19 protein-coding genes are annotated in these 23,785 nt (G+C 56.6%); 14 read left to right on the top strand and 5 right to left on the bottom strand.

The window, feature by feature from the left end:
* Window positions 1-158: 158 nt before the first annotated feature.
* The gene (locus tag K6L24_RS08600) at window positions 159-1,112 is read right to left on the bottom strand and encodes a LacI family DNA-binding transcriptional regulator (RefSeq protein ID WP_222682189.1); all 954 of its coding nucleotides are present in this window, start codon (window positions 1,110-1,112) and stop codon (window positions 159-161) included.
* A gap of 295 nt (window positions 1,113-1,407) precedes the next feature.
* Between K6L24_RS08600 and K6L24_RS08605 the strand changes: the two genes are divergently transcribed.
* From K6L24_RS08605 to K6L24_RS08625, 5 genes are all read left to right on the top strand, one after another.
* Entirely contained in the window at window positions 1,408-1,722 is a 315-nt protein-coding gene (locus K6L24_RS08605; RefSeq protein WP_062742630.1) for a PTS sugar transporter subunit IIB, read from the top strand.
* A gap of 11 nt (window positions 1,723-1,733) precedes the next feature.
* The gene (locus K6L24_RS08610; RefSeq protein WP_222682190.1) at window positions 1,734-3,065 is read left to right on the top strand and encodes a PTS sugar transporter subunit IIC; all 1,332 of its coding nucleotides are present in this window, start codon (window positions 1,734-1,736) and stop codon (window positions 3,063-3,065) included.
* 20 nt (window positions 3,066-3,085) lie between these two features.
* Window positions 3,086-4,486 carry a glycoside hydrolase family 1 protein gene (locus K6L24_RS08615; RefSeq protein ID WP_187510177.1) on the top strand — a complete coding sequence of 467 codons (1,401 nt, stop codon included), beginning with the start codon at window positions 3,086-3,088 and terminating at the stop codon, window positions 4,484-4,486.
* Window positions 4,479-4,781, top strand: a complete 303-nt coding sequence (locus tag K6L24_RS08620) for a PTS lactose/cellobiose transporter subunit IIA (protein ID WP_062742627.1) — start codon at window positions 4,479-4,481, stop codon at window positions 4,779-4,781. The genes K6L24_RS08615 and K6L24_RS08620 overlap by 8 nt, the downstream gene beginning before the upstream one ends.
* 157 nt (window positions 4,782-4,938) lie before the next feature.
* A complete protein-coding gene (locus K6L24_RS08625; protein ID WP_062742626.1) occupies window positions 4,939-6,366 on the top strand; it encodes a carbohydrate porin in 1,428 nt (475 codons plus the stop codon).
* Window positions 6,367-6,564: 198 nt separating this feature from the next.
* On the opposite strand, the gene K6L24_RS08630 is transcribed toward K6L24_RS08625, so the two are convergent.
* Window positions 6,565-7,686 (bottom strand): ABC transporter ATP-binding protein, encoded by a 1,122-nt coding sequence (locus K6L24_RS08630; RefSeq protein WP_222682191.1) that lies wholly within the window; start codon window positions 7,684-7,686, stop codon window positions 6,565-6,567.
* Between the two features lie 328 nt (window positions 7,687-8,014).
* Here K6L24_RS08630 and K6L24_RS08635 point away from each other — a divergent pair, with 328 nt between their 5' ends.
* The 6 genes from K6L24_RS08635 to K6L24_RS08660 all read left to right on the top strand — a co-directional run bounded on the left by K6L24_RS08635 (window position 8,015) and on the right by K6L24_RS08660 (window position 15,123).
* Window positions 8,015-9,235, top strand: coding sequence for an extracellular solute-binding protein (locus tag K6L24_RS08635; RefSeq protein WP_062742624.1), 1,221 nt, complete (start codon window positions 8,015-8,017; stop codon window positions 9,233-9,235).
* A 41-nt stretch (window positions 9,236-9,276) separates the two neighbouring features.
* On the top strand, window positions 9,277-10,584 hold the full coding sequence (locus tag K6L24_RS08640) for a carbohydrate ABC transporter permease (RefSeq protein WP_062742623.1): 1,308 nt from the start codon (window positions 9,277-9,279) through the stop codon (window positions 10,582-10,584).
* Between the two features lie 9 nt (window positions 10,585-10,593).
* Window positions 10,594-11,445 carry a sugar ABC transporter permease gene (locus tag K6L24_RS08645; RefSeq protein WP_062742622.1) on the top strand — a complete coding sequence of 284 codons (852 nt, stop codon included), beginning with the start codon at window positions 10,594-10,596 and terminating at the stop codon, window positions 11,443-11,445.
* A gap of 36 nt (window positions 11,446-11,481) precedes the next feature.
* Window positions 11,482-12,642 carry a glycoside hydrolase family 53 protein gene (locus tag K6L24_RS08650; RefSeq protein WP_392389206.1) on the top strand — a complete coding sequence of 387 codons (1,161 nt, stop codon included), beginning with the start codon at window positions 11,482-11,484 and terminating at the stop codon, window positions 12,640-12,642.
* A 47-nt stretch (window positions 12,643-12,689) separates the two neighbouring features.
* The gene (locus K6L24_RS08655) at window positions 12,690-14,747 is read left to right on the top strand and encodes a beta-galactosidase (protein WP_222682192.1); all 2,058 of its coding nucleotides are present in this window, start codon (window positions 12,690-12,692) and stop codon (window positions 14,745-14,747) included.
* Window positions 14,748-14,808: 61 nt separating this feature from the next.
* Window positions 14,809-15,123, top strand: coding sequence for a PTS sugar transporter subunit IIB (locus tag K6L24_RS08660; RefSeq protein WP_062742620.1), 315 nt, complete (start codon window positions 14,809-14,811; stop codon window positions 15,121-15,123).
* A gap of 84 nt (window positions 15,124-15,207) precedes the next feature.
* On the opposite strand, the gene K6L24_RS08665 is transcribed toward K6L24_RS08660, so the two are convergent.
* On the bottom strand, window positions 15,208-16,467 hold the full coding sequence (locus K6L24_RS08665) for a maltoporin (protein ID WP_062742619.1): 1,260 nt from the start codon (window positions 16,465-16,467) through the stop codon (window positions 15,208-15,210).
* A gap of 265 nt (window positions 16,468-16,732) precedes the next feature.
* Between K6L24_RS08665 and K6L24_RS08670 the strand changes: the two genes are divergently transcribed.
* The gene (locus K6L24_RS08670) at window positions 16,733-17,803 is read left to right on the top strand and encodes a LacI family DNA-binding transcriptional regulator (RefSeq protein WP_062742618.1); all 1,071 of its coding nucleotides are present in this window, start codon (window positions 16,733-16,735) and stop codon (window positions 17,801-17,803) included.
* 164 nt (window positions 17,804-17,967) lie between these two features.
* Here the strand turns inward: K6L24_RS08670 and K6L24_RS08675 are convergent, their stop codons facing one another.
* Window positions 17,968-18,975, bottom strand: coding sequence for a substrate-binding domain-containing protein (locus tag K6L24_RS08675; protein ID WP_118663869.1), 1,008 nt, complete (start codon window positions 18,973-18,975; stop codon window positions 17,968-17,970).
* Window positions 18,976-18,984: 9 nt separating this feature from the next.
* Complete coding sequence (locus K6L24_RS08680; RefSeq protein ID WP_118663870.1) at window positions 18,985-20,592, bottom strand: methyl-accepting chemotaxis protein; 1,608 nt, start codon at window positions 20,590-20,592, stop codon at window positions 18,985-18,987.
* A gap of 424 nt (window positions 20,593-21,016) precedes the next feature.
* On the opposite strand from K6L24_RS08680, the gene K6L24_RS08685 reads away from it, so the two are divergent.
* Window positions 21,017-21,934 (top strand): GGDEF domain-containing protein, encoded by a 918-nt coding sequence (locus K6L24_RS08685; protein ID WP_222682193.1) that lies wholly within the window; start codon window positions 21,017-21,019, stop codon window positions 21,932-21,934.
* Window positions 21,935-22,132: 198 nt separating this feature from the next.
* The gene (locus tag K6L24_RS08690; protein WP_222682194.1) at window positions 22,133-23,746 is read left to right on the top strand and encodes an FAD-NAD(P)-binding protein; all 1,614 of its coding nucleotides are present in this window, start codon (window positions 22,133-22,135) and stop codon (window positions 23,744-23,746) included.
* The last annotated feature ends 39 nt before the right edge of the window (window positions 23,747-23,785 follow it).

A 23,785-nucleotide genomic window follows, 5' to 3' on the forward strand; every position in this document is an offset into this window, starting at 1 on the left:
GGGGATAAAGCGAAGCGGCGGACGAGGATGCGCGAAAAGAATAAACAGCCAGGGAGGTGGTTATTCGCCGGCGCAGGGTTGGAAGGTCGCGGGAGGTTTTGGGCGCAGACAGCGAGCCTGCACCCGGGTGTTTTCGCTCAGTTCAGTGCGGCAAACACCTAACGTTTACGGCTATCCGGAATAATCAAATCGCCCCTCAGCACGCAGGCACCGAGCATATCCTGGGTTTTTTGCGTCAGCCAGCTGACGATGCGCGCGGCCATGGCGTCCATTGAATATTCAATGGAGGGAATGGTCGGGATGCCCGGCAAATCCAGCGAGCCCGCCAGGCTGAAGATCATAATATCGCCGGGTACCGCCTTATTAAATGCCTGAAGCTGGCTGATGACCCGCTGCGCCTCCTGCTCGTCTGCCACCAGCAGGGCATTGAAGTTGACGGTAGTGGCATTGTTCAGCAGTACCTGCACCGCCACAGAGGAGGTGGTGGAATCCATAAACACCAGATTACGGTTAAATGGCAAAAAATTGTTCTCCAGCGCCAGCTTATAGCCGAGCAAAACCTGCTCGGCGTGGCCCCGGGTATCCGGGTGGATCAGGGCAATCTGGCGTCGTCCCTGGCTGATCAGATAATTGCAGGCAGTTTCCGCAGCGAAGGCGTGATCAAACTGGATGCTGTTCGGCGTGTCAGCATCGACACAGTCGATCAGGATCACGTGGTCATCGGCAATATCCAGCGGGAAGCGGGCACCGATAATCAGGATGTCGTCACACAGCCCGCAGGACAGTTCATCCAGCGCATTCATCACCCCGGCTTTGCTGTTAGCAAAGCGCAGCAGCAGATGTTTCTGGTGCTGACTGAGCTGTTTTTCCAGCGCGTAGAGGTAGCCGGTGGTCTGATTAATGTTTTCCTGGGCGCAAATCACGCCAATACAGCCGGTGGACTGGGAGAGTAAAGACTGGGCAATGACATTCGGCCGGTAGTTGAGCTCTTCAGCAGCCTGTAACACCGCCAGGCGGCTGGCTTCTTTCACCCCGCGCGACCCGCTCAACACCCGTGATACGGTGGCTTTGGACACCCCAGCCAGACGCGATACATCGTTGATTGTTGACATTTATCTCCCCTGAACGCCGCAATATCAAGCCGGCCAGGCTGGCCGCAATAATGGCGCAAAATTCGCCACCGCCAGTATAGCGTCTTCCTCAAATCATGGAAACCGATTTTCCATATCATCTCAAAAGTGTCCATATGGGCGGTAATTCTGTGATGTGAATCGCGGAAAAATCGCTTTTCAGTAGGGGTTTATGATGAGGTTCACAGTTCTGTTTTCGCTTGATGGAAAACGGTTTCCGTATGGTGTCCAATCGTTTCCACATTTACGTTCCATTACATTTTGAGGTGAAGGATTTATGGTCAGGATTATGCTGTGCTGCTCTGCCGGGATGTCGACCAGTATGCTGGTCAGGAAAATGGTCGAGGCGGCGAAGGAAAGGGAGCTGGAGGTGGATATTGAAGCCTATGGCGTTGCCGAGTTCGATAACCAGTTCCCACACTATCAGGTCGTACTGCTGGGGCCTCAGGTCAAATATATGTTGAAAACCCTGTCAGAAAAGGCGGCCGCGCAGGGCATTCCCGTTCAGCCCATCGATCCGATGGACTACGGCATGCAGCGCGGGGATAAGGTGCTGGACTTCGCGCTGTCTTTGATTAACGCGGTTCACTAAAAGGTGTTCATATGAGTTCGTTATATCAGTCAATGATTGCCGTTATCGAGCAATCGATTACCCCGCTGGCGGGGCGTCTCGGTCAGCAGAAGTATGTCATTGCCATCCGCGACGGCTTTACCGCCGCGCTGCCGTTTATGATCATCGGCTCGTTTATGCTGGTGTTTATCTTTCCGCCGTTCTCGGCGGAGACCACCAACAGCTTTGCCCGCGGCTGGCTGGACTTCTCACTGACTTACCGTGAACAGCTGATGCTGCCGTTTAATCTCAGCATGGGAGTCATGACCTTCTTTATCTCGGTGGGGATTGGTGCCAGCCTCGGGCGCCAGTTTAATCTGGATCCGGTGATGGCCGGCCTGCTGGCCTTTATGGCGTTTCTTCTGGTTGCCGCCCCTTATTCTGACGGACATATTTCGACGCAGTATCTCTCCGGACAGGGGATTTTCACCGCGCTGATCACCGCCATCTACTCCACGCGGGTTTACGCCTGGCTGAAACAGAACAACATCACTATCCGCCTGCCGAAAGAAGTACCGACCGGGGTGGCGCGTTCCTTTGAAATCCTGATCCCGGTGGTGGTGGTGATGGGGACGCTGCATCCGCTGAATCTGTTTATTGAAGCGCAGACCGGCATGATTATGCCGCAGGCAATCATGCATCTGCTGGAACCGCTGGTGTCGGCATCAGATTCCCTGCCGGCTATTCTGCTGTCCGTGCTGCTGTGCCAGATCTTCTGGTTCGCCGGCATTCACGGTGCGCTGATTGTGACCGGGATTATGAACCCGTTCTGGATGGCCAACCTGTCGGCTAACCAGGCGGCACTGGCGGCGGGTTCAGCCTTACCGCACATCTATTTACAGGGCTTCTGGGATCACTACCTGCTGATCGGCGGGGTGGGTTCCACGCTGCCGCTGGCCTTCCTGCTGTTGCGCAGCCGCGTCACCCATCTGCGAACCATCGGCAAAATGGGCGTGGTGCCGAGCTTCTTTAATATCAATGAGCCGATCCTGTTTGGCGCGCCGATCATCATGAACCCGATGCTGTTTCTGCCGTTTATCTGCGTACCGATGGTTAACGCCTGTCTGGCCTATGGCGCAACGAAACTGGGCTGGCTGGCACAGGTGGTATCCCTTACGCCGTGGACCACACCTGCACCGATAGGGGCGTCCTGGGCGGCGAACTGGGCCTTAAGTCCGGTAATAATGTGCCTGATCTGTATGGTGATGTCGGCGCTGATGTACCTGCCGTTCCTGCGTGCCTACGAGCGCTCGTTAATGAAAGCCGAAGAGCAGAAAGTACAAAGTGCTGCCGCGCCCTCAGGCGAAACGGTTCGCACCAACTGATAATCATGGAGAGTAAAACGATGAAATACAGATTTCCCGACAATTTCTGGTGGGGCAGCGCCAGCTCCGCGCTGCAAACCGAAGGGGAGAGCCAGCCGGGAGCCCGTGGCGAAACCACCTGGGATGCCTGGTACGCCAGCCAGCCGGGGCGTTTCCACCAGCAGGTGGGGCCGCAGGATACGTCGACTTTTTACCAGCACTGGCGTGACGACATTGCGTTGCTGAAACAGCTTAACCACAACAGTTACCGTACTTCGCTGAGCTGGTCGCGGCTGATCCCGGACGGTACGGGCGAGGTGAACCCGCAGGCCGTGGCATTCTACAACCACGTGATTGATGAACTGCTGGCGCAGGGGATCCAGCCGTTTATTACCCTGTTCCACTTCGACATGCCGATGGCGATGCAGAGGCTGGGCGGCTGGGAGAATCGTGACGTGGTGGCGGCGTTCAGTCGCTATGCAAAAATCTGCTTTGAGCTGTTTGGTGACCGCGTGCTGCACTGGTTTACCTTCAATGAGCCGATTGTCCCGGTGGAAGGCGGATATCTGTATGACTTCCACTATCCCAACGTGGTGGATTTCAAACGGGCGGCAACGGTGGCCTACCACACGGTGCTGGCCCATGCGCAGGCGGTACGTGCGTTCCGGACAGGATCGTTCCCCGGGGAAATTGGCATAGTGCTCAATCTCACCCCGTCCTATCCGCGCTCCCAGAATCCGGCGGATGTGACAGCAGCACACCACGCCGACCTGTTGTTTAACCGCAGTTTCCTCGACCCGGTGTTGCGCGGCGAATATCCGGTGGATCTGATGACGCTGCTGCAACGTTACGATCAGCTACCGGCCTGCCAGCCGGGGGATCGGGCATTAATCGCGGAGGGCAAAATCGATTTGCTGGGGATTAACTATTACCAGCCGCGTCGCGTGAAGTGCCGTGACAGTGCGGTGAATTTACACTCGCCGTTTATGCCAGAATGGTTATTCGATAATTACGAGATGCCCGGCAGGAAAATGAATCCGTACCGTGGCTGGGAAATATACGAGCCGGGCATATATGACATCCTGACTAATTTACGTCTTAATTATGATAATCCGCGCTGCTTTATTTCTGAGAACGGGATGGGCGTGGAAAATGAGCAGCGCTTCACAGAGAACGGCCAGATTCAGGACGATTACCGTATTGAATTTGTCACCGGACATCTTAAATGGCTGCATAAAGGGATCGCTGAAGGCAGCCACTGCCTGGGCTATCACATGTGGACGTTTATTGATAACTGGTCATGGTGTAACGGTTATAAAAACCGCTACGGCTTTGTGCAACTCGATTTAGCCACGCAGCAGCGCACGGTGAAGAAAAGCGGAGAGTGGTTTGCCCGCACTGCCGCAGATAACGGATTCGGTGAAGGAGACAACAATGATTGATTTAGAAGAGGCGGTGATGGAGATCATCGTCAACGCCGGGCAGTCGCGAAGCCTGTGCTTTGAAGCCCTGCACGCGGCGCGCAGCGGCGATATCACACACGCGAAAGCGTTGCTGACTGAAGCTGATGGTTTCTCACGTCTGGCCCATCAGATGCAGACAAAGCTGATTGAACAGGATGCCGGAGAAGGGCGTCAGCCGATGACCTTAATAATGGTTCATGCACAGGATCATTTAATGACCTCGCTGCTGGCACGCGAATTATCAGAAGAAATTATTCACTTATATCAGCGTTAATAGTGATTCCTCAACCACAGGAGAAACGTGAAATAGCCCAAAATAATTCAATCTGACGATAGCCTGATACCTTACTTTCAAAATAACAGCACTCACGCTGCTTTATCAGCGCGGCCTCGTGCCGGCTGATAAAAGGCAGAGTCATAATGAGAATATTATGAAACTAGTTAATCAATTGCCGGTTACCCTGGCGGTGATGGCCGCCCTTTGCTCTGGAAACGTCGTTGCACAAGAATTTACGCAGGAACAGATAGACGCCATCGTGGCAAAGGCGGTGGATAAAGCCTTAGCCGAACGTCAGGCTAAAATTGACGGGGCCGTTGATAAGGCCCTGGCCGATCGCCAGGCGAAAATCGATAAGGCCGTGGCGAAAAAAGCTGATGTGATCACCGAACCGCAAACCCCGGCGCAGTCACCGGATATGGCGATCCCGTTTGGCGTGCAGTTTACCGGGTATGCCCGCTACGGGGCGCAGTTCCAGGGCGGTGACCAGAAATTTGTCGGGGTGGATGGCTCCTATAACGGCTCCTCCGCCATCGGTCGCCTGGGCAACGAAGGCAACGGCGGCGAGTTCCAGCTTTCAAAAGCGTTTAAGGGGGATAACGGCGCCATCTGGGACGTCAACGTGATGATCGACCACTGGGGCGATGAGGTGAACCTCAAGAAGGCTTACGCGGGCGTCACCAACCTGTTTGACTCGAATCCCAACGCCTACCTGTGGGCCGGGCGCGACTTCCATCAGCGTCCACAGCAGGGGATTAACGACTACTTCTGGATGAACCACGACGGCCAGGGGGCCGGGGTGAAAAACTTCGAACTGGGTGGTGTGAAGTTTGACGTGGCGACGGTGGCTGCCGTTGAGGCCTGTAACCCGGAAATCATGGACGAAGAGGGCAACCCGTCACGCATCAACTGTACCGGCGGATCGGGGACCGGTGATAAAGGCAATTATGCGCTGACCTCGAAAATACACGGCATGAAGGTGGGCCCGCTGGATCTGGAGCTGTATGCCAATTACGGCTTTGACTCTAAGGCTGTCGAAAGCGAGGAGCGGCTGAAGGCCTGGCAGGGCGGTGCGGTACTGAGTCACACCGGCGAAAACGGCGTGAATAAAGTGATCACCCGTTACTCGAATAACGCCGACAACAGCGTGTTCAACAAAACCGATGAGCTGACCACCGTCTACGCCAGCTTTGAAGGTAACTATAAGTTTACCCAACAGGCGCAGGTGGAGTATCTGCTGGCCTTCCACGATTATTCCAATAAAGCGGATAACACCGACGACCGCCGCAACTACGGCGCGATTGTCCGGCCGATGTACTGGTGGAACGACGTGCATTCGACGTGGCTGGAAGCTGGCTATCAGCGGGTGGATTACGACCAGGGCGGCGATAACCACGGCTGGAAGCTGACGCTGTCGCAGAACGTATCGATTGCCATGGGGCCGGAATTCCGTCCGATGCTGCGCTTCTATGTGACTGGCGGCGAGGTGGATAACAAGCGCACCGCACGGATTAACGGCAATGATGACGATACCCAGCTGGATTCGTTCAACGTCGGCGCGATGTGGGAAGCCTGGTTCTGATCAGGATGTAAGACCAGGCCGTTTTTGAGCAGCACGTGATACGGTGGCGCTTCTCCCCCTGGCGTGAACACCGGAGGCAGCGCCTCAGCCTGCGGTAAGCCGGATGTCACGCGCCACGGATGGCGCATGTTGAGGGGCATCAGGGGGCCTCTCCGGCTCTGCCAGGGCTGAGCGCAGACGGTGGTTTGTCTTTCCGCCTCAGGCCGCAGCCTGGTCCTGCGGCAGGGGGATATCCGCGCTGATGCGAAGCCCGTCCCGATCAAACACCATGCACTGGTGAGGATAGAAGGCGGGACGCAGCATTTGGTAGGGCCGGAAATGGACATCGCCCGGCAGCAGCATTTTAAAGCCGTCCTGGCCATATACCTGACCGAACAGATAAGTGTTATTACCCAGCCTTTCCACCACTTCACAGTGGAAGTCGAGATGCAGCGGGGCCTCGCTGTTGACCCGCAGATGTTCCGGACGGATGCCCAGCATCAGCTCCTCTCCTGGCTGCAGTAAGCGTGCCGGGGCGGGCAGCAGCAGCCTGTTGGCCCCTTCATTCACGGTGACGGTCAGCGCCTCTGCGCTACAGTGCTCAACCTGTGCGGGCAGGAAATTCATCTTTGGCGAACCAATAAACCCGGCTACAAAGCGGTTGACCGGGTTGTAATAGAGTTCCATCGGTGAGCCGACCTGTTCCACCTTGCCATAGTTCATCACCACGATTTTATCGGCCAGCGTCATGGCCTCAATCTGATCGTGCGTGACATACACCATGGTGGTTTTCAGCTCCTGGTGCAGTTTCGCGATGTGCAACCGCATATCCACGCGCAGTTCCGCATCCAGATTCGATAGAGGCTCATCAAACATAAACACCCGAGGGTTACGCACGATCGCCCGGCCAATCGCCACACGCTGACGCTGGCCGCCGGAAAGCTCTTTCGGCTTGCGCTCCAGCAGGTGAGAAAGTTGCAGCGTCTTGGACACCATCTCCACCTGATGGCGAATTTTGTCTTTCGGCACGCCGTTGACCTTCAGACCGTAACCCATATTGTCGGCCACCGTCATATGCGGATAGAGCGCGTAGGACTGGAACACCATCGCGACACCCCGGTGGGCGGGGGCCACGTCATTCATTAGCTCATCTCCGATCAGGATCTCGCCGTCACTGACCTCTTCCAGCCCGGCAATCAGCCGCAGCAGGGTCGATTTGCCACAGCCTGAGGGGCCGACAAACACGGTGAATTCACCGTCTTCAATATCCAGTTGAATATTATTGAGCGTTTCTGTTTTGCCAAAACGCTTACACACGTTTCTCAGTCTGATGCTGGACATGCGGATCCTCATCGAAAAGGGGAATGTAGGGAAAGATGTATTACGTATTACAATTTAGTGGTGTGACACGCGAACCCTTGTGGCATCTGGCTTGACTATAAACCCCTGCTGCAGTGCACCCTAGAGTCGATTTTGATTTCTGTAATACCGATCACATATTAGCGAGAACGGAGTGGAGGCCGCGCCTTGTTCCGCGTAGCGTATGACATCAACACGCTGTAACACTTTTCCTTCTGCAAGTCCCATTTATCGGGCGCTGCGCTGTAGCGATAAGAATCACAGCGACATGAAAAACGGATAAATGTTATACCTTCACATGAGGTCAGCAATGAAAGTCAAAACCCGCATCACTCTGCTCCTGTCAGCCCTGGTACTGGGACAGGCTGCCCACGCCGCACAGCAACTGACTGTCTGGGAAGATATTAAGAAGTCGGACGGTATTAAAACGGCCATCGCTGATTTTCAGAAGCAGTTCAACGTCGAGGTCAAGGTGCAGGAAATGCCCTTTGCCCAGCAGATTGAAAAGCTGCGTCTGGATGGCCCGGCCGGTATCGGCCCTGATGTGCTGGTGATCCCGAACGACCAACTGGGCAGCGCAGTGGTGCAGGGCCTGCTGTCACCGATCAGCGTCGATGCGGCGCATCAGGCGGCCTACACCCCGTCAGCAATGGCGGCCTTCATCCAGAATAATGTCGTCTACGGGGTGCCGAAGGCGGTGGAAACGCTGGTGCTGATCTACAACAAAGACCTGTTGCCGGCCCCGCTGAAAACCCTGGATGAATACCGTGAATTTTCTAAAAAGCAGCGCGAAGCGAAGCAGTACGGCCTGCTGGCGAAATTTGACCAGATTTACTACAGCTGGGGAGCCATCGCGCCGATGGGCGGCTACATCTTCGGTAAGGACGGGAAGGGCGGGCTGAACACCCAGGACATCGGGCTGAACACCGCAGGCAGCGTCGACGCCGTCACCTACCTCAAGAGTTTCTTCACTCAGGGCCTGCTGCCGTCCGGCATTCTCGGTGATAACGGCCTGAATGCCATCGACTCGCTGTTTACAGAGAAAAAAGCCGCCGCGGTGATCAACGGCCCGTGGGCGTTCCAGCCTTACCAGTCAGCGGGCATTAATTATGGCGTGGCACCGCTGCCTTTGCTGCCTAACGGTAAACCAATGAGTTCGTTCCTTGGCGTGAAGGGCTATGTGGTTTCCACCTGGAGTCAGGACAAAGCGCTGGCGCAGCAGTTTATCCAGTTTATTAACCAGCCGCAGTACGTCAAAGAACGCTTCCAGAAGACCCAGGAGATCCCGCCGGTGGTCGCGCTGATGAACGATCCGCTGATTAAAAACGATGAAAAAGCCAATGCCGTGGCCGTGCAGGCGGAACGCGCCGTTGCCATGCCGGGTGTGCCTGAGATGCAGGAAGTGTGGGGCCCGGCGAATACCGCGCTGGAACTGAGCGTGACCGGTAAGCAGGAGCCAAAAGTGGCGCTGGATAACGCGGTGAAGCAGATCACCATGCAGATTGAAGCGATGCAGGCCAGCAACCAGTAAGCCGGGCTCACCAAACGGCACGAATGAAGAAGGATAATGCTGTGATGATTTCCCCCAGTGAAAAACTGATGCTCAACAAGCGCACCCGGCAGCACGCGCTGACGGGCGCACTGCTGGCGCTGTTACCGGGTTTCGGCCAGTTTTACCACCGCCAGTGGGCGAAGGGGATCTGTTTTCTGATCCTGCTGACCAGCTTTTACGGTGTGTTTCATAACTTTCTGCAGCAGGGGCTGTGGGGGCTGGCGACGCTGGGGGAACAGGTCCCCCGCGATAACTCCATCTTTCTGCTGGCAGAGGGGATCATCAGCGTACTGATCATCGCCTTCGGCATTACGATTTGGGGGCTGTCGGTGCGCGACGCATGGCTGAACGGCTGTCGTCGCGATGAGGGAAAACCGCTGCACGGCGTGCGCAAACAGTATCAGCTCCTGCTGCGCGAGGGCTTCCCTTACCTGATGATCACCCCGGGGTTTATTCTGCTGGTGTTTGTGGTGGTGTTCCCGATCCTGTTTGGCTTCGCCATCGCCTTTACCAATTACAACCTCTATCACACGCCGCCGGCCAAGCTGGTGGACTGGGTAGGGCTGAAAAACTTCGTCAACATTTTCACCCTGTCTATCTGGCGATCAACCTTCTTCGACGTGCTGCAGTGGACGGTCGTCTGGACGCTGCTGGCCACCACGTTGCAGTGCTCGGTGGGGGTGATGCTGGCGATCCTGGTTAACCAGAAAGACCTGCGTTTTAAACCGCTGATCCGCACTATTTTTATTCTGCCCTGGGCGGTGCCCGGCTTCGTGACCATCCTGGTATTTGCCGGCATGTTTAACGACAGTTTTGGCGTGATTAATAACGCGATCCTCGACTTCTTTGGGATTGCGCCAAAGGCGTGGATGACCGACCCGTTCTGGACCAAAACCGCGCTGATCATGATGCAGACCTGGCTGGGCTTTCCGTTTGTCTTTGCCATGACGACCGGCGTGTTGCAGGCCATCCCGGATGATCTGTATGAAGCCGCAATGATGGACGGTGCCGGCCCATGGACGCGCCTGCGCACCATCACGCTGCCGCTGGTGATGTACGCCATTGCACCGATCATCATCACCCAGTACACCTTCAACTTTAATAATTTCAACATTATCTACCTGTTTAACAACGGCGGGCCGGCAGTGGCGGGATCGAACGCGGGCGGTACCGATATTCTGGTGTCGTGGATCTACAAACTCACCATGTCGTCGTCGCAGTACGCGATTGCCGCCACCATTACGATTCTGCTGTCGATCTTTGTGGTCGGTCTGGCGCTGTGGCAGTTCCGCGCCACCAAATCGTTTAAACAAGATGAGATGGCATAAGGGAGCATCATGGCTAAGTCAGTGAGTATCAAACGCGAAAAGTGGCTGCGCCTGTCGCTTACCTGGCTGGTGGTACTGATGGTGTCGGCCATCATTATCTACCCGCTGGTGTGGACGGTAGGGGCATCGCTGAATGCCGGTAACAGCCTGCTGAGCAGCTCCATCATTCCGGAGAACGCCTCGCTACAGCACTACCGCGACCTGTTCAACGGCACGGTGCCGTACCTGACGTGGTACTGGAATTCGATGAAAATCAGCTTCTTCACCATGGTGCTGACCTTAATCAGCGTCAGCTGCACGGCCTACGCCTTCTCGCGCTTTCGCTTTAAAGGCCGGCAGAACGGTCTGATGCTGTTTCTGCTGTTGCAGATGATCCCGCAGTTTTCAGCACTGATTGCCATCTTTGTGCTGTCGCAGCTGCTGGGATTAATCAACAGCCACCTGGCGCTGGTGCTGATCTACGTCGGCGGCATGATCCCGATGAATACCTACCTGATGAAGGGCTACCTCGACGCCATTCCGAAGGATCTGGATGAGTCTGCGCGCATGGATGGCGCCGGGAATTTCCGCGTCTTTATTGAAATTATCATGCCGCTGTCAAAGCCCATCCTCGCGGTGGTGGCGCTGTTCTCCTTTACCGGGCCGCTGGGGGATTTCATCCTCTCCAGCACCATCCTGCGCAGCCCGGATCAGTTCACGCTGCCTATCGGTTTATACAATCTGGTTTCGCAAAAAATGGGGGCCAGTTACACCACTTACGCGGCGGGGGCCGTGCTGATTGCCGTTCCGGTCGCCATCCTCTACCTGGCGCTGCAGAAATACTTCGTTTCAGGCCTGACTTCAGGAAGTACAAAGGGATAAATCATGACACCAAAAACGCTGTTTCTCGCCCTGGCCATGGTCTGGGCTGTGCCTCTCTTCGCCGCGAATACGCCGGCAATCCCTGCCCTCGGGCCGGTGCCAGCAGACTTTGTTAAGGGCGCGGATATCTCCACACTGCCCGAACTGGAGAAGCTGGGCGTTAAATTTTACAACGCTGACAATCAGTTACAGGATCCGATTGCCATTCTGAAGGCGAACGGTATCAACACGCTTCGCCTGCGGCTGTGGGTGGACCCTTATGATGCCAGCGGTAAAGCGTACGGCGGCGGGACCAACGATCTGCCCACCACGCTGGCGCTGGCGAAGCGCGCAAAAGCGGCAGGTATGCAGATCCTGCTGGACTTCCATTACAGCGATTTCTGGACCGATCCGGGCAAGCAGTTCAAGCCAAAGGCCTGGGAAAAACTCACCTTCCCGCAGCTGGAAACGCGCATTCATGACTATACCCGCGACACCATTGCGCGCTTCAAAGCCGAAGGGGTGCTGCCGGATATCGTGCAGATCGGTAACGAACTGAACGGCGGCATGCTGTGGCCGGAGGGCAAAAGCTGGGGGCAGAACGGCGGCGAATTTGACCGTCTGGCCGGGCTGCTGAAAGCGGCGATTAGCGGCCTGCGGGAAAACCTCAGCGATCCGTCTCAGGTCAAAATCATGCTGCATCTGGCGGAAGGGACGAAAAATGACATGTTCCGCTGGTGGTTCGACGAAATTACCCGCCGTCAGGTGCCGTTCGATGTCATTGGCCTGTCGATGTACACCTACTGGAACGGCCCGATCAGCGCGCTGAAAGCCAATATGGATGATATCAGCCAGCGCTATCAGAAAGACGTGATGGTGGTGGAGGCCGCCTACGGCTACACGCTGAAAAACTGCGACAGCGCGGAGAACAGTTTCCAGGCGAAAGAAGAAAAAGACGGGGGGTATCCGGCTACCGTTGCGGGTCAGGCCGCCTATCTGCACGACCTGATGCAGGCGGTGCTCAGCGTGCCGAATCACCGTGGCAAGGGCGTGGTTTACTGGGAGCCGATGTGGATAGCCGCACCGGGCAATACCTGGGCCACGCCAGAAGGGATGAAGTACATCCACGACGAGTGGAAACAGGGCAACGCCCGTGAGAACCAGGCGCTGTTTGACTGTCAGGGCAAAGTACTGCCGTCAATTCAGGCTTTCCATTAATTTACAGGCCTGAGGGCCGGTGTCGCTGACACCTCTGAGGAACCGTTATGTCTAAATTCCCCCCGCTTTCTGCCGGCGTTAACGCGCTGCTGCACGGTGCGGATTACAATCCCGAACAGTGGGAGAACTCGCCGGGCATTATTGATGACGATGTTGTGATGATGCAGCAGGCACACTGTAATGTCATGTCGGTCGGGATCTTCAGCTGGGCCAAACTTGAGCCGGAAGAAGGCCGCTATGACTTTGGCTGGCTGGATAACGTACTGGAAAAGTTGCACCAGAAGTCGATTCGGGTGTTCCTGGCCACGCCAAGCGGCGCACGCCCGGCGTGGATGTCGCAAAAATACCCTGAGGTGCTGCGCACCGGTCGCGACCGCGTGCCCGCGCTGCACGGTGGGCGACACAATCACTGCATGACCTCGCCAGTGTACCGGCAAAAAGTGCAGGCGATGAACGTGCAGCTGGCCACGCGCTATGCGCATCATCCGGCGGTGATTGGCTGGCATATTTCCAATGAGTACGGCGGCGAGTGCCACTGCGATTTCTGCCAGCAGGCTTTTCGCGGCTGGCTGCAGCGCCGCTATGGCACCCTGGAACAGCTCAATCATGCCTGGTGGAGCGACTTCTGGAGCCACACCTACACCGACTGGTCGCAGATTGTCTCGCCCTCGCCGCAGGGGGAGTCATCGATTCACGGCCTGAACCTTGACTGGCGGCGCTTTATGACCGACCAGGTGACTGACTTCTGTGCGGAAGAGATCAAACCGCTGAAAGCGGCCAACCCGTCGCTGCCTGCGACCACCAACTTTATGGAGTATTTCTACGACTACGACTACTGGAAGCTGTCGCAGCCGCTGGATTTTATCTCCTGGGACAGTTACCCGACGTGGCATAACGAGAAGGATGAAACCACGCTGGCCTGCTACACCGCCATGTATCACGACCTGATGCGCACGCTGAAACAGGGTAAACCGTTTGTCCTGATGGAGTCGACGCCGGGTGCCACTAACTGGCAGCCGACCAGCAAGCTGAAAAAACCGGGAATGCATATCCTGTCGTCACTGCAGGCCGTGGCTCACGGGGCGGATGCCGTGCAGTACTTCCAGTGGCGTAAAAGCCGCGGGTCGGTGGAAAAATTCCACGGTGCGGTGGTGGATCACGTCGGTCACCTGGACACGCGCATCGGCCGGGAGGTGACGGAACTGGGCCGGATGCTGGCGGCGATGACCCCCGTGCAGGGCACCCGTGTGGACGCGAAAGTGGCGATTATTTTTGACTGGGAAAGCCGCTGGGCGATGGACAATGCTCAGGGGCCGCGCAATATCGGCCTGCACTATGAGCGCACGGTGACAGAACATTACCGCACCTTCTGGGAGCAGGGCGTGGCGGTAGACGTGATCAATGCTGACGCGGATCTGAGCGGCTATACGCTGGTCATCGCGCCGATGCTGTATATGGTCCGCGACGGCTTTGCCACCCGGGTAGAGCAGCTTCTGCATCGGGGCGGGCAGTTTGTTGCCAGCTACTGGACGGGCGTGGTGAATGAAAGCGATCTCTGCCATCTCGGTGGGTTCCCGGGGCCACTGCGACCGCTACTGGGGATTTGGTCAGAGGAGATTGACAGTCTGACGGATGAAGAGAGCAATGGCGTACGTGCCCTTGCCGGTAACGAGCTGGGTTTACAGGGCACGTATCAGGCACGTGAGCTTTGTGAGCATATTCACCTGGAAGGGGCGACGGCGCTGGCGGTCTATGAAAGTGATTTTTATGCCGGTAAACCGGCGGTCACCGTCAATCGCGTGGGCGAAGGGCAGGCGTGGTACATCGCTTCGCGTAACGATCGGGCGTTTCACCGTGATTTCTACGGTGCGCTGATCACCCGGCTGGCTCTGCCGCGTGCGCTGGCGGTCGACTTCCCGCCGGGCGTTACCGCGCACCGACGTACCGATGGCGAGCACAGCTTTGTCTTCCTGCAGAACTATACGGCGCAGACACACGCCGTCACGCTGCCTGCGCATATCTCCGACCTGATCGACGGTGCGCCGCTGACCGGCACGCTGAGTATTCCCCCCTGGGGCTGCCGCGTGCTGCGCGCCCCGCTGTAACTGTTCTTTCACTGGCGGGCCACGGGCCCGCTTTTTTTTTGCGACACGTAAGGAGAAGATGATGGTCAGTCTGAAATTATTTAAGCACTACTTCAGCCGGGAGAAGGTGGCGACGGAGGCGACGGCCGAAGACGGCGTGCTGCTGGACCGGCTGATGGTCTGTTTTGGCGGCAGGGACAATATTGTCCAGGTCGATGCCTGCCTGACCCGGCTTCGGGTCACGGTGAAATCCCTGTCTGCGGTGGATAATGAGGGTCTGCAGCAGGCTGGCGCACTCGGCGTGGTGATTCTGGGGCACGAGGTTCATGCGATCTTTGGCACGCAGTCAGACCGCCTGCGCGAGCTGATGGAAGCCCGCTTCTCCCGCCAGCACTGAGCAAAAAAAAGGATAACCGGTGACGGTTATCCCAATAAGCTATCCAGTGCTTATCCAATGATGATGAAGGCGTTTAGTCGGGCATTACCACCAGGCTTCAACCTGCACACCGAAGTTCCAGGTGTTGCTGGCGGTACCGTCCTGGAAGCTGTTTCCCTGTTCGGAGTCGTTCAGGTACGAGGTAAAGATACGCAGCTCCGGGCGTGACATAAATTCCGGGCCGGCGGCAAGACCAAGGGCCAGGGTGTATTTCTGCCCGGCCTGTTTGTAGTCACTGCCGTCTTTATTCTGATCTTTCTGCATGAACGTACCGGCTTCACCGATACCGCGCACATAGTCGGTGAACTGATACTGTGCACGACCGACGAGAGAGAGCAGGGTGCTCTTATCCGTAAACGCGGTGACGTGATCCGCCGCACCCCAGGTGATAACCTGATTCAGCGACAGCCGGTCGGTAATCGGCAGCAGGCCGGTGTTGATGATGCGGTACCCGGTGGCATCACGCGTGTCGTTATACATGTCATACCAGCCGCCGCCCTGGGAGATCATGTTCTGTGCCAGCCCCTTGTTGGCATATTGCAGCACCAGCTTCTGATAGCCGCCCCACATGTCCTGGCTGATCTCGCCGGTCAGCATCACGCCGTTTTCTGCGTCGTACAGCTCGCCGTACTCTTTCTGCTTATTGGTTGGGTTCGGCATGGCGTAATCGATGCCAAACTCCGTCCATGCCCCGCTCCATGGCTTCAGGCCGGCGTAGCGTACGTCCAGATAGTTAATATTGACGTCGTTATCCCCGTCAGCACGGTAGTCAACGTCATTGGCATCACCACGGATCCACGCGACGGAAACCGCCCCCGGACCTAAGGTGTAGTTTTCAATACCAGCACCTGAGCCGGAGATGTTCCAGTATTTGGTATCGATGATATGCAGGTCATGCCGCTGGTAGTAACGCTTACCGCCCCAGATCACCGCGTTTTTATCACCGGGGATCAGCCCTTTGATCTGCAGGTTAAGCTGACGCAGGCCGAATTGCGCATCGTCACCTAACGTGGTTTCATTGTCGTTGGATCCGTCGGAAAACATGCTGACCATCGAGTCGACATAAAAACTGACGTCGTCCTTTTTGTACACTTCACTGCCTAATTCAATCTCACCGTAGGTATCGGCTTCGTTACCCAGACGACCAATTTTATTTTTCTGCCACTCCTCCATGCCGCCGTCACGCGAGACGCCCACGCCGCCGCGCAGATAGCCGTGGAAATCAATATTGTCGATGGCTGCGAAGGCAGGGGAAGTCAGTGTGGCAGCCAGTGCCACCGCGGTCGCCGTTAGTCTTGTGTTCATGTCACCCTCTGTTTATATTTGTCATACGTTCACACGTTGGCGACAGTAAACGCCCGCTGACGAGAGGTGTGCAAATGGAGTGTCGAAATTGTGTGATTTACTGCAAGTATTTAGGCGTAAATTGTAACGATTGGTGAGATTGATCACCAAATATCAGATGTGAACGTCATACTTTTTTGCCATTTTCTGACAGTGTGACCGGGTTAACCTGAGCGTTATTAGCCTTGTGATACAATTTGTCTATCGGTTAACAGGGAAGAGAAACATGAAATCAAAGAGCGCCACTCTGGAGGATGTCGCCCGTCACGCAGGGGTGTCCTACCAAACGGTTTCCAGAGTGCTGAATAAGTCGGCGAATGTCTCGGAAGGGACGCGCAGCAAGGTAACAAAGGCAATAGAGGCGCTGCGCTATGTGCCCAATCGCCTGGCACAGCAGCTGGTCGGAAAACAGAGCACGACACTGGGTCTGGTAACCACTTCCCTGGCGCTTCATGCCCCTTCTCAGGTGGCGGCGGCGATCAAGCGTTATGCCAATGCATCCGGATACCAGGTGTTGATTGCCATGATTGATGAGAACGTCAATCAAAGTTTGCAGGAGTCGATCAATGAACTGAAGTCGCAGCTGGTGGATAAGGTGATTATCAACGTCCCGCTGGATACCGCCTGCGCAGAACGTATCGTGGAGGAGAACCAGGACATCCTCTGTCTGTTTCTTGACGTCGACCCGTACTGCTCGGTATTTAATGTGTCCTTCAATCCGGCGGACGGCACCCGCGCCAGCGTGAAATATCTCTATGAACAGGGGCACCGCGCGTTTGCGCTGCTGGCAGGGCCGGAACAGTCGGTGTCTGCCCGGCTGCGGCTGAAGAGCTGGCTGGACACGCTGGAGAGCTACCGGCTGGAGCCCGTCAGCCTGATCCACGGCAACTGGGATGCTCAGAGTGGTTACAGCGGCATTTTACAGCTGATGCGGGAAAATCCGCACTTCAGCGCGCTGCTGGTGGGCAACGATCAGATGGCACTCGGCGCACTCAGCGCGCTGCATCAGCAGGGCATTGCGGTGCCGGGGCAGGTGTCGGTAGTGGGGTACGATGACACCTACGAAAGCGCCTTTTTCCACCCGGCGCTGACCACGGTGTCGCTGGATCTGGACTTACAGGGAAAAGAGGCCGTGCAGCGTATCCTGCAGGCCAGCGATGACGACCACAGCCGTTCCTCCTCGATCCTGCCTGCCCGTCTGGTGGTGCGTAACTCGACGACAGCAGCCGGACAGCAGCAGCAGGATCTGAAGCAGATTGCCGAACAGCTGCGGTTGATTGCCAGCCGCCTGGGGTAGCGGCAGCGTGAGGAAAGGGGGCATTGGGGCTCTGAGAGTCAGCGGCGACCATCAGGCCGACCGGAACAGAAGGTTGGTCCCTTCAATACAACGGGAGGTCGGGCCCGAAACCCCTGACGGATGGTCGGGCCCTGCCAGTGAAGCGGTGGGGGACTGATACGGAGTTATTTCGCCCCAAAGCAGGCGTTCAGCCCGGCCTGGGTGTCTTTACTGGCCAGACCCGGCATGGGTTTATCCGCGATCAGCGTCACGCCGGTATCCACATAGCCAGAGGTCTTTTTACCGTGACGGGCCCAGGCCACCGCGGCGTCAACGCCCATCGCCGCCATGGTCAGCGGGTACTGCTGCGCGGTGGCGGCAATTTTCCCGGCCCGCACGTTGTTCACCCCGGCACAGCCGCCGTCCACGGAGACGATCATCGCGCTTTTCTCTTTGCCCGCTTCCAGCAGCGCCTTGTAAGCCCCGGCTGCCGCCGGTTCGTTAATGGTATACACCAGGTTGATGTCAGGATGACTTTTCAGACAGCTGGCCATCACTTCATAACCCTGCTGTTCTGCCCCCTGCGAGAACCCGGCACACACCGTTTCGGGCGTCACCGACAGCTCGCTGGAATCCGCCCCTACCGCCGGTAACCCCAGCCCGGTCATAAACCCGTTGTGGCGTCTTGCCCCGACTAAGTGACCGGGAGAGAGATCCAGCATGGCGATTTTCAGCGGCTGACCGGCATATTTCAGCGGCATGGCGGCTTTGGCATACTGGCCGATTAGCTCACCCGCTTTATAGTTGTCGGTAGCAAACAGGGCATCCACCGCCGATATCGGATCGGTCGGGGAGTCCAGCGCGATCACCTGAACCCCTCTGGCACGCACCTCGTCCAGCGCCGGGACAATCGCCTTTGCATCACTCGGCGTAATCAGCAGAGTGGTGGCCCCGGCGGCCACCATTTCCTGGATCGCCAGGATTTGTGCCGGATAATCGCCATCTTCTTTACCCGCTGCCGTCAGTAGTTTGACGCCATGCACCGTCGCCCCCAGCATTGCCCCTTCTTTCATTTTCAGAAAGAACGGGTTGGTATCTGTTTTCGTAATCAGCCCGATGGTAATGGTGTCATTGCTGGCCACTGCCGTGGAGGTCACCACGGCGGCCAGTGTTAAAGCCCAGGAGAGTTTCATCGCAATTCCTTAGCGCAGGGTCGCTGTTGTGTCGCTGAGACGACCGGCACGGGAGATATCGAACGCAGAGATCCCCTCCAGCAGTAAATACGCCTGCTGTTTCAGGCTGGCTGCCGCTGCGGCGCTCTCTTCAACCAGTGCGGCGTTCTGCTGCGTGGCCTCATCCATATTGACCACGGCTTTGTTCACCTGGTCGATGCCGGTATGCTGCTCGCTGGACGCCAGGGTGATCTCCGCCATCAGGCTGTTAACGCCTTTCACCGCGTTCACCACTTCCTGCATGGTGCTGCCGGCTTCGTCAACCAGCTTAGAACCGGTATTGATGCGATCCACCGATTCGTCGATCAGATTTTTAATCTCCCGGGCGGCCGTGGCGCTGCGCTGGGCGAGGATGCGGACTTCGCCCGCGACCACGGCAAACCCGCGACCCTGTTCCCCGGCGCGAGCGGCTTCCACCGCGGCGTTTAGTGCCAGAATGTTGGTCTGGAAGGCAATGCTCTCAATCACGGTGATAATCTGCGTGACTTTGCCGGAGCTACTGGCGATGTCATGCATGGTGGTGACCACGCGCTCGACCACGTTACCGCCGCGCTGCGCGACGTCGGAGGCGTTGGTTGCCATCAGGTTACCCTGATGGGCATTATCGGCGTTGTGTTTAACGGTGGCGGTCAGCTGCTCCATACTGGCGGAGGTCTGCTCCAGCGACGAGGCCTGGGCCTCCGTGCGGCGGCTTAAGTCCTCATTGCCCAGGGTAATTTCACTGGAGGCGGAAACAATACTTTCGGCAGAGTTAGCAACCTGACTGATAAGCTGATGCAGCTTCTCCTGCATCTCACCGATAGCCGCCAGCACGCTGCCGGAGGGCGCCGTACTGGCCCCGTTTACCTGGCTGAGGTCGCCCTGCGCAATGCGCTGCACCACCTGGCCTAATACCGCGGGCTCTTCACCCAGTGCACGGAACAGCGAACGGATGATCATCGCCCCGAGGATCACCGCCAGCGTCAGCGCCAACAGGCTGATGGCAATAAAGATGATCCGGGTCTGCTGGTAAGCCGCCTCAGCGGTATTCAGACTGGCGTCCGCGCGTTCAGTGCTGTATTGCAGATACTGGTTGGCTGAAGTGAGTAACTGGGTTAACTGCGGGCGCAGTTCCCGGTTCATGCGGTCAATGGCTTCTGCCTTCTTTTCCGCCAGCGCCAGCTCAACGATGTTATGAGCAACAGGGCGATATGCCTCTTCGGCACGGGCAATGGCGGCCACAAACTGCCGGTCCTGATCGGTAACGTCAGTATGCCGTGTCACCGCCGCCTGCAGCTGTTTCAGTGCCGTGGCCGTTTTGTCTTCTGCTGCCGCGACCTGTTTTTTACCGGCCTCAATATCTGCGGCTTCGCTGACCAGCACCAGGCCGTAAAGACTCAGCGAGCTGTCTTTTACGCCGCTGAGGATCAGGTTGACGGAGGACTCACGTGCTGCGACCTGTTGTACATGCGTTTTAAAGCGGTCATTGGCGTTACTGAGCGAGTTCATCGAGAGAATGACGACGGCAAGCACAATCACCACTAACACGCCGAAACCCAGGGTCAGTTGGGTCCGGACGGTTGTATTTTTGAATTGCATAAATTGACACCCCTGAAAAATCGACGAAAAGTTAAGCGTTCGGCCTTGATATGAGCAGTAATGAACGTAATTTGTTAAGCTGAATGGATTCAGTCAGCAGCCCTGACTACAGTAGCCAAACAGGGTTCATGGGGATCTCATTCGGGCTGGCGGCATAAACTCATAAAAAGAGCCTGATCGTTTTAACGGCAGGCATGCCACGAACTTGACAGGGTAAAGGGGAAGGGAGGCGCTCTTTTTTAAAAGTGTGACGGATATCTACTTATTAAGCGATGTGACCCGGCAACCCGCCAGTCCTGGCTCACCAGGTGACAGAAAAAATGAAGCTCGCGATCGGCATGACTAATGTGTAATTTAATCCCTGCGTCGGTATTCAATTTCAAATGGTAATGATGGTTATTTTAGTTATTTTTCAGGAGTGAACATGCCATTCGCGAAATATGAAGACGGACTTTTCACCAAAAGCGCTTCACGAAAAACCCTGTTGGTGCCGGTACTGTTATCCGGCGCGCTGAGTATTCTGGTGATCATCATAAACCTGTCTCTTTTCCTGCCCAAGTCAGGTGAAATACACTGGGTTCATCGGCCAGGATGGTTATTTGACGGAATGCAGTTTGCTATCCTGAATTTTATTTTGTACTGCTTCAACCGGCTATCGGTCCAGGCGTATTTACGCCGCTGGATGAATACGGGACTGATTGTCTGGATTATTTCAGCGGCCTTTGATTTGATGGATGAAGTCATTATTCAGCCCGCCTGGGTGGGCTATTATATTGAGGATGTTACCCAACTGAGTGGAATGCTCTGCGTCTCTGTCGGTGTCTATCACATTGTTCATTATATCAACGACCGTTACGCTGACGTCAGCATTGATTCGTTCCGTGACGAGCTGACGCTCTTGCCCAACCGCCGCTATTTTTCCAATGTGCTGCTGGATTTGAGGGCGGTCGATTACTACCTGTTTTTTGTTGATATTGATTATTTCAAAAAGATTAATGACCGCTATGGCCATGACCGGGGGGACGAGGTGCTGCGGCAGTTCGGTGCGATGCTGGGCGAGTTGTACGATGACGAGATCATGGCCGCCAGAATCGGCGGCGAAGAGTTTGCGGTTATCCTGCAGATGGCCTCACAGGACCAGGCGGATGCGCTGGCCCGTCATATTCTAAAGCGTACGCAGGCGCTGGTTATCGACGACGATATCCGCATTACGGTCAGTATCGGGGTGGCAAAGAAAAGAGAGAATGAGCGGCTGGAAAAACTGCTTAAGCGCGTCGATATCGCCCTTTATCAGGCCAAACGGATGGGGCGAAACCGGGTGGAGTGGGCGCCACGCCAGTGAACGGGAGGTGCGCGCTGTCAGGGGGGGCCTTCATTTAAGCGCAGCGGACGGGCGAATCTGCCATTCTTGAGTAAACTTGTTGAAGAGCATGGGCGGACTTTTCCGCCACGTCACCCTTCCGGAACGCGGCGGGGTGAGGCTAATGCATCATCACGTTGATGAAATGGATAAGACAACCCTGACGAGGTAGCGGTATTAATGAAAAAGGTCGCAATAATCGGCGCCGGACCCACGGGGATTTATACGTTATTTTCGCTGTTGAAACAGGCTGTTCCCCTGTCTGTTACGGTGTACGAGCAGGCGGATGAGGCCGGGGTGGGGATGCCTTACAGCGATGAAGAGAACTCGCGAATGATGCTGGCCAATATCGCCAGTATTGAAATCCCCCCGTTGTTTATGACTTACCTTGACTGGTTACGTACGCAGAGCGACAGCGCGCTGACCCGCTACGGTGTTAATCCCGATACGCTGCATGTCAGACAGTTTCTGCCGCGTATTTTGCTCGGTGAGTACTTCCGTGCGCAATTTCTGGCCATTGTGGCCGCTGCCAGCGAGCAGGGCTTTGAGGTGAAGGTGCTGGAACGCTGTCCGGTCACCGATCTGCAGGCGATACCTGAAGGCGTGCAGATCTGGGTCGGGGAGCAAGCCAGCCCGGAACAGTTTGACCTGGCCGTGGTGGCCACCGGCCACGTCTGGCCGGATAACAGTGAGGCGACGCGCACCTTCTTCCCCAGCCCGTGGTCAGGTCTGATGGATGCGGCCATTCCCGCCTGCCACATCGGCATCATGGGTGCGTCGTTAAGCGGTATTGACGCGGCGATGGCGGTGGCGGTTCAGCACGGAGACTTTGCTGAACCGGAGGGGGGCAAGACCACCTTCACGTTGAATAAGGGGAGTGAGGCGCTAAAAATGGTGCTGATGTCCCGGTCGGGCATCCTGCCGGAAGCCGACTTTTACTGCCCCATTCCGTATGAACCTCTGACGGTTGTCACGCCCGACGCGATTAAACAGGCGGTGGCGGCCGGATCGACAGGGCTGCTCGATCGCATTTTCGGGCTGATGGTGGCAGAGATTGAAGCCGCCGATCCGGACTGGAGCCAGGCGATCGCCCTGCGGTCACTGGACGCGGACAGCTTTGCTGACGCCTGGTTTGCCGTGCGGCATCAGCATCATCCTTTCCAGTGGGCGCAGGCCAATCTGGAGGAGGTTGAGCGCAACAAGCGCGACAGACGCACTGTCGCCTGGCGCTATGCCCTCTTACGTCTGCATGAAGCGGTGGAGGAGATTGTGCCGCATCTTGATGAACAGGATGCCAGTCGATTCAGCCAGGGTCTGGCACGAGTGTTTATCGATAACTACGCCGCTATTCCTTCGGAGTCGGTCCGCCGGCTGCTGGCGCTGCGTGAGCGCGGGATCATCAGCATTCGCGCGCTGGGGGAAGACTATCAGCTCAGTGCGACCGGGGATAAAACTGCGATCCTGACCGCAGGAGAAACGGTCACGTTCGACGTGTTTATTGATGCCCGGGGGCAAAAATCCATGAAGACTAAGGATCTGCCGTTTCCCAGGCTGCGCGTCCAGCTTGAGTCCTGTGGTGATGAAATCCCCGAGGTGGGTGACGATTACACGCTGCTCTCGCCAGAGAGTGCCCGTGGCCGTATTGCGTTTGCCGCGTTGCCCTGGTTGATGCACGATCGCCCCTTTGTACAGGGGATTACCGCCAGTGCAGAGATTGGCGAAGCGATTGCCAGAGCGGTGTGCACGCCGTCAACCCGGACGCGTAAACGTTTAATGCCCACAGAGAGTGAGTAGGGGACTGGCGACGGCCGGGGATAGCCACCTCTGCACGTC

Source organism: Erwinia persicina, from assembly GCF_019844095.1.
Taxonomy (GTDB): Bacteria; Pseudomonadota; Gammaproteobacteria; order Enterobacterales; family Enterobacteriaceae; genus Erwinia; species Erwinia persicina.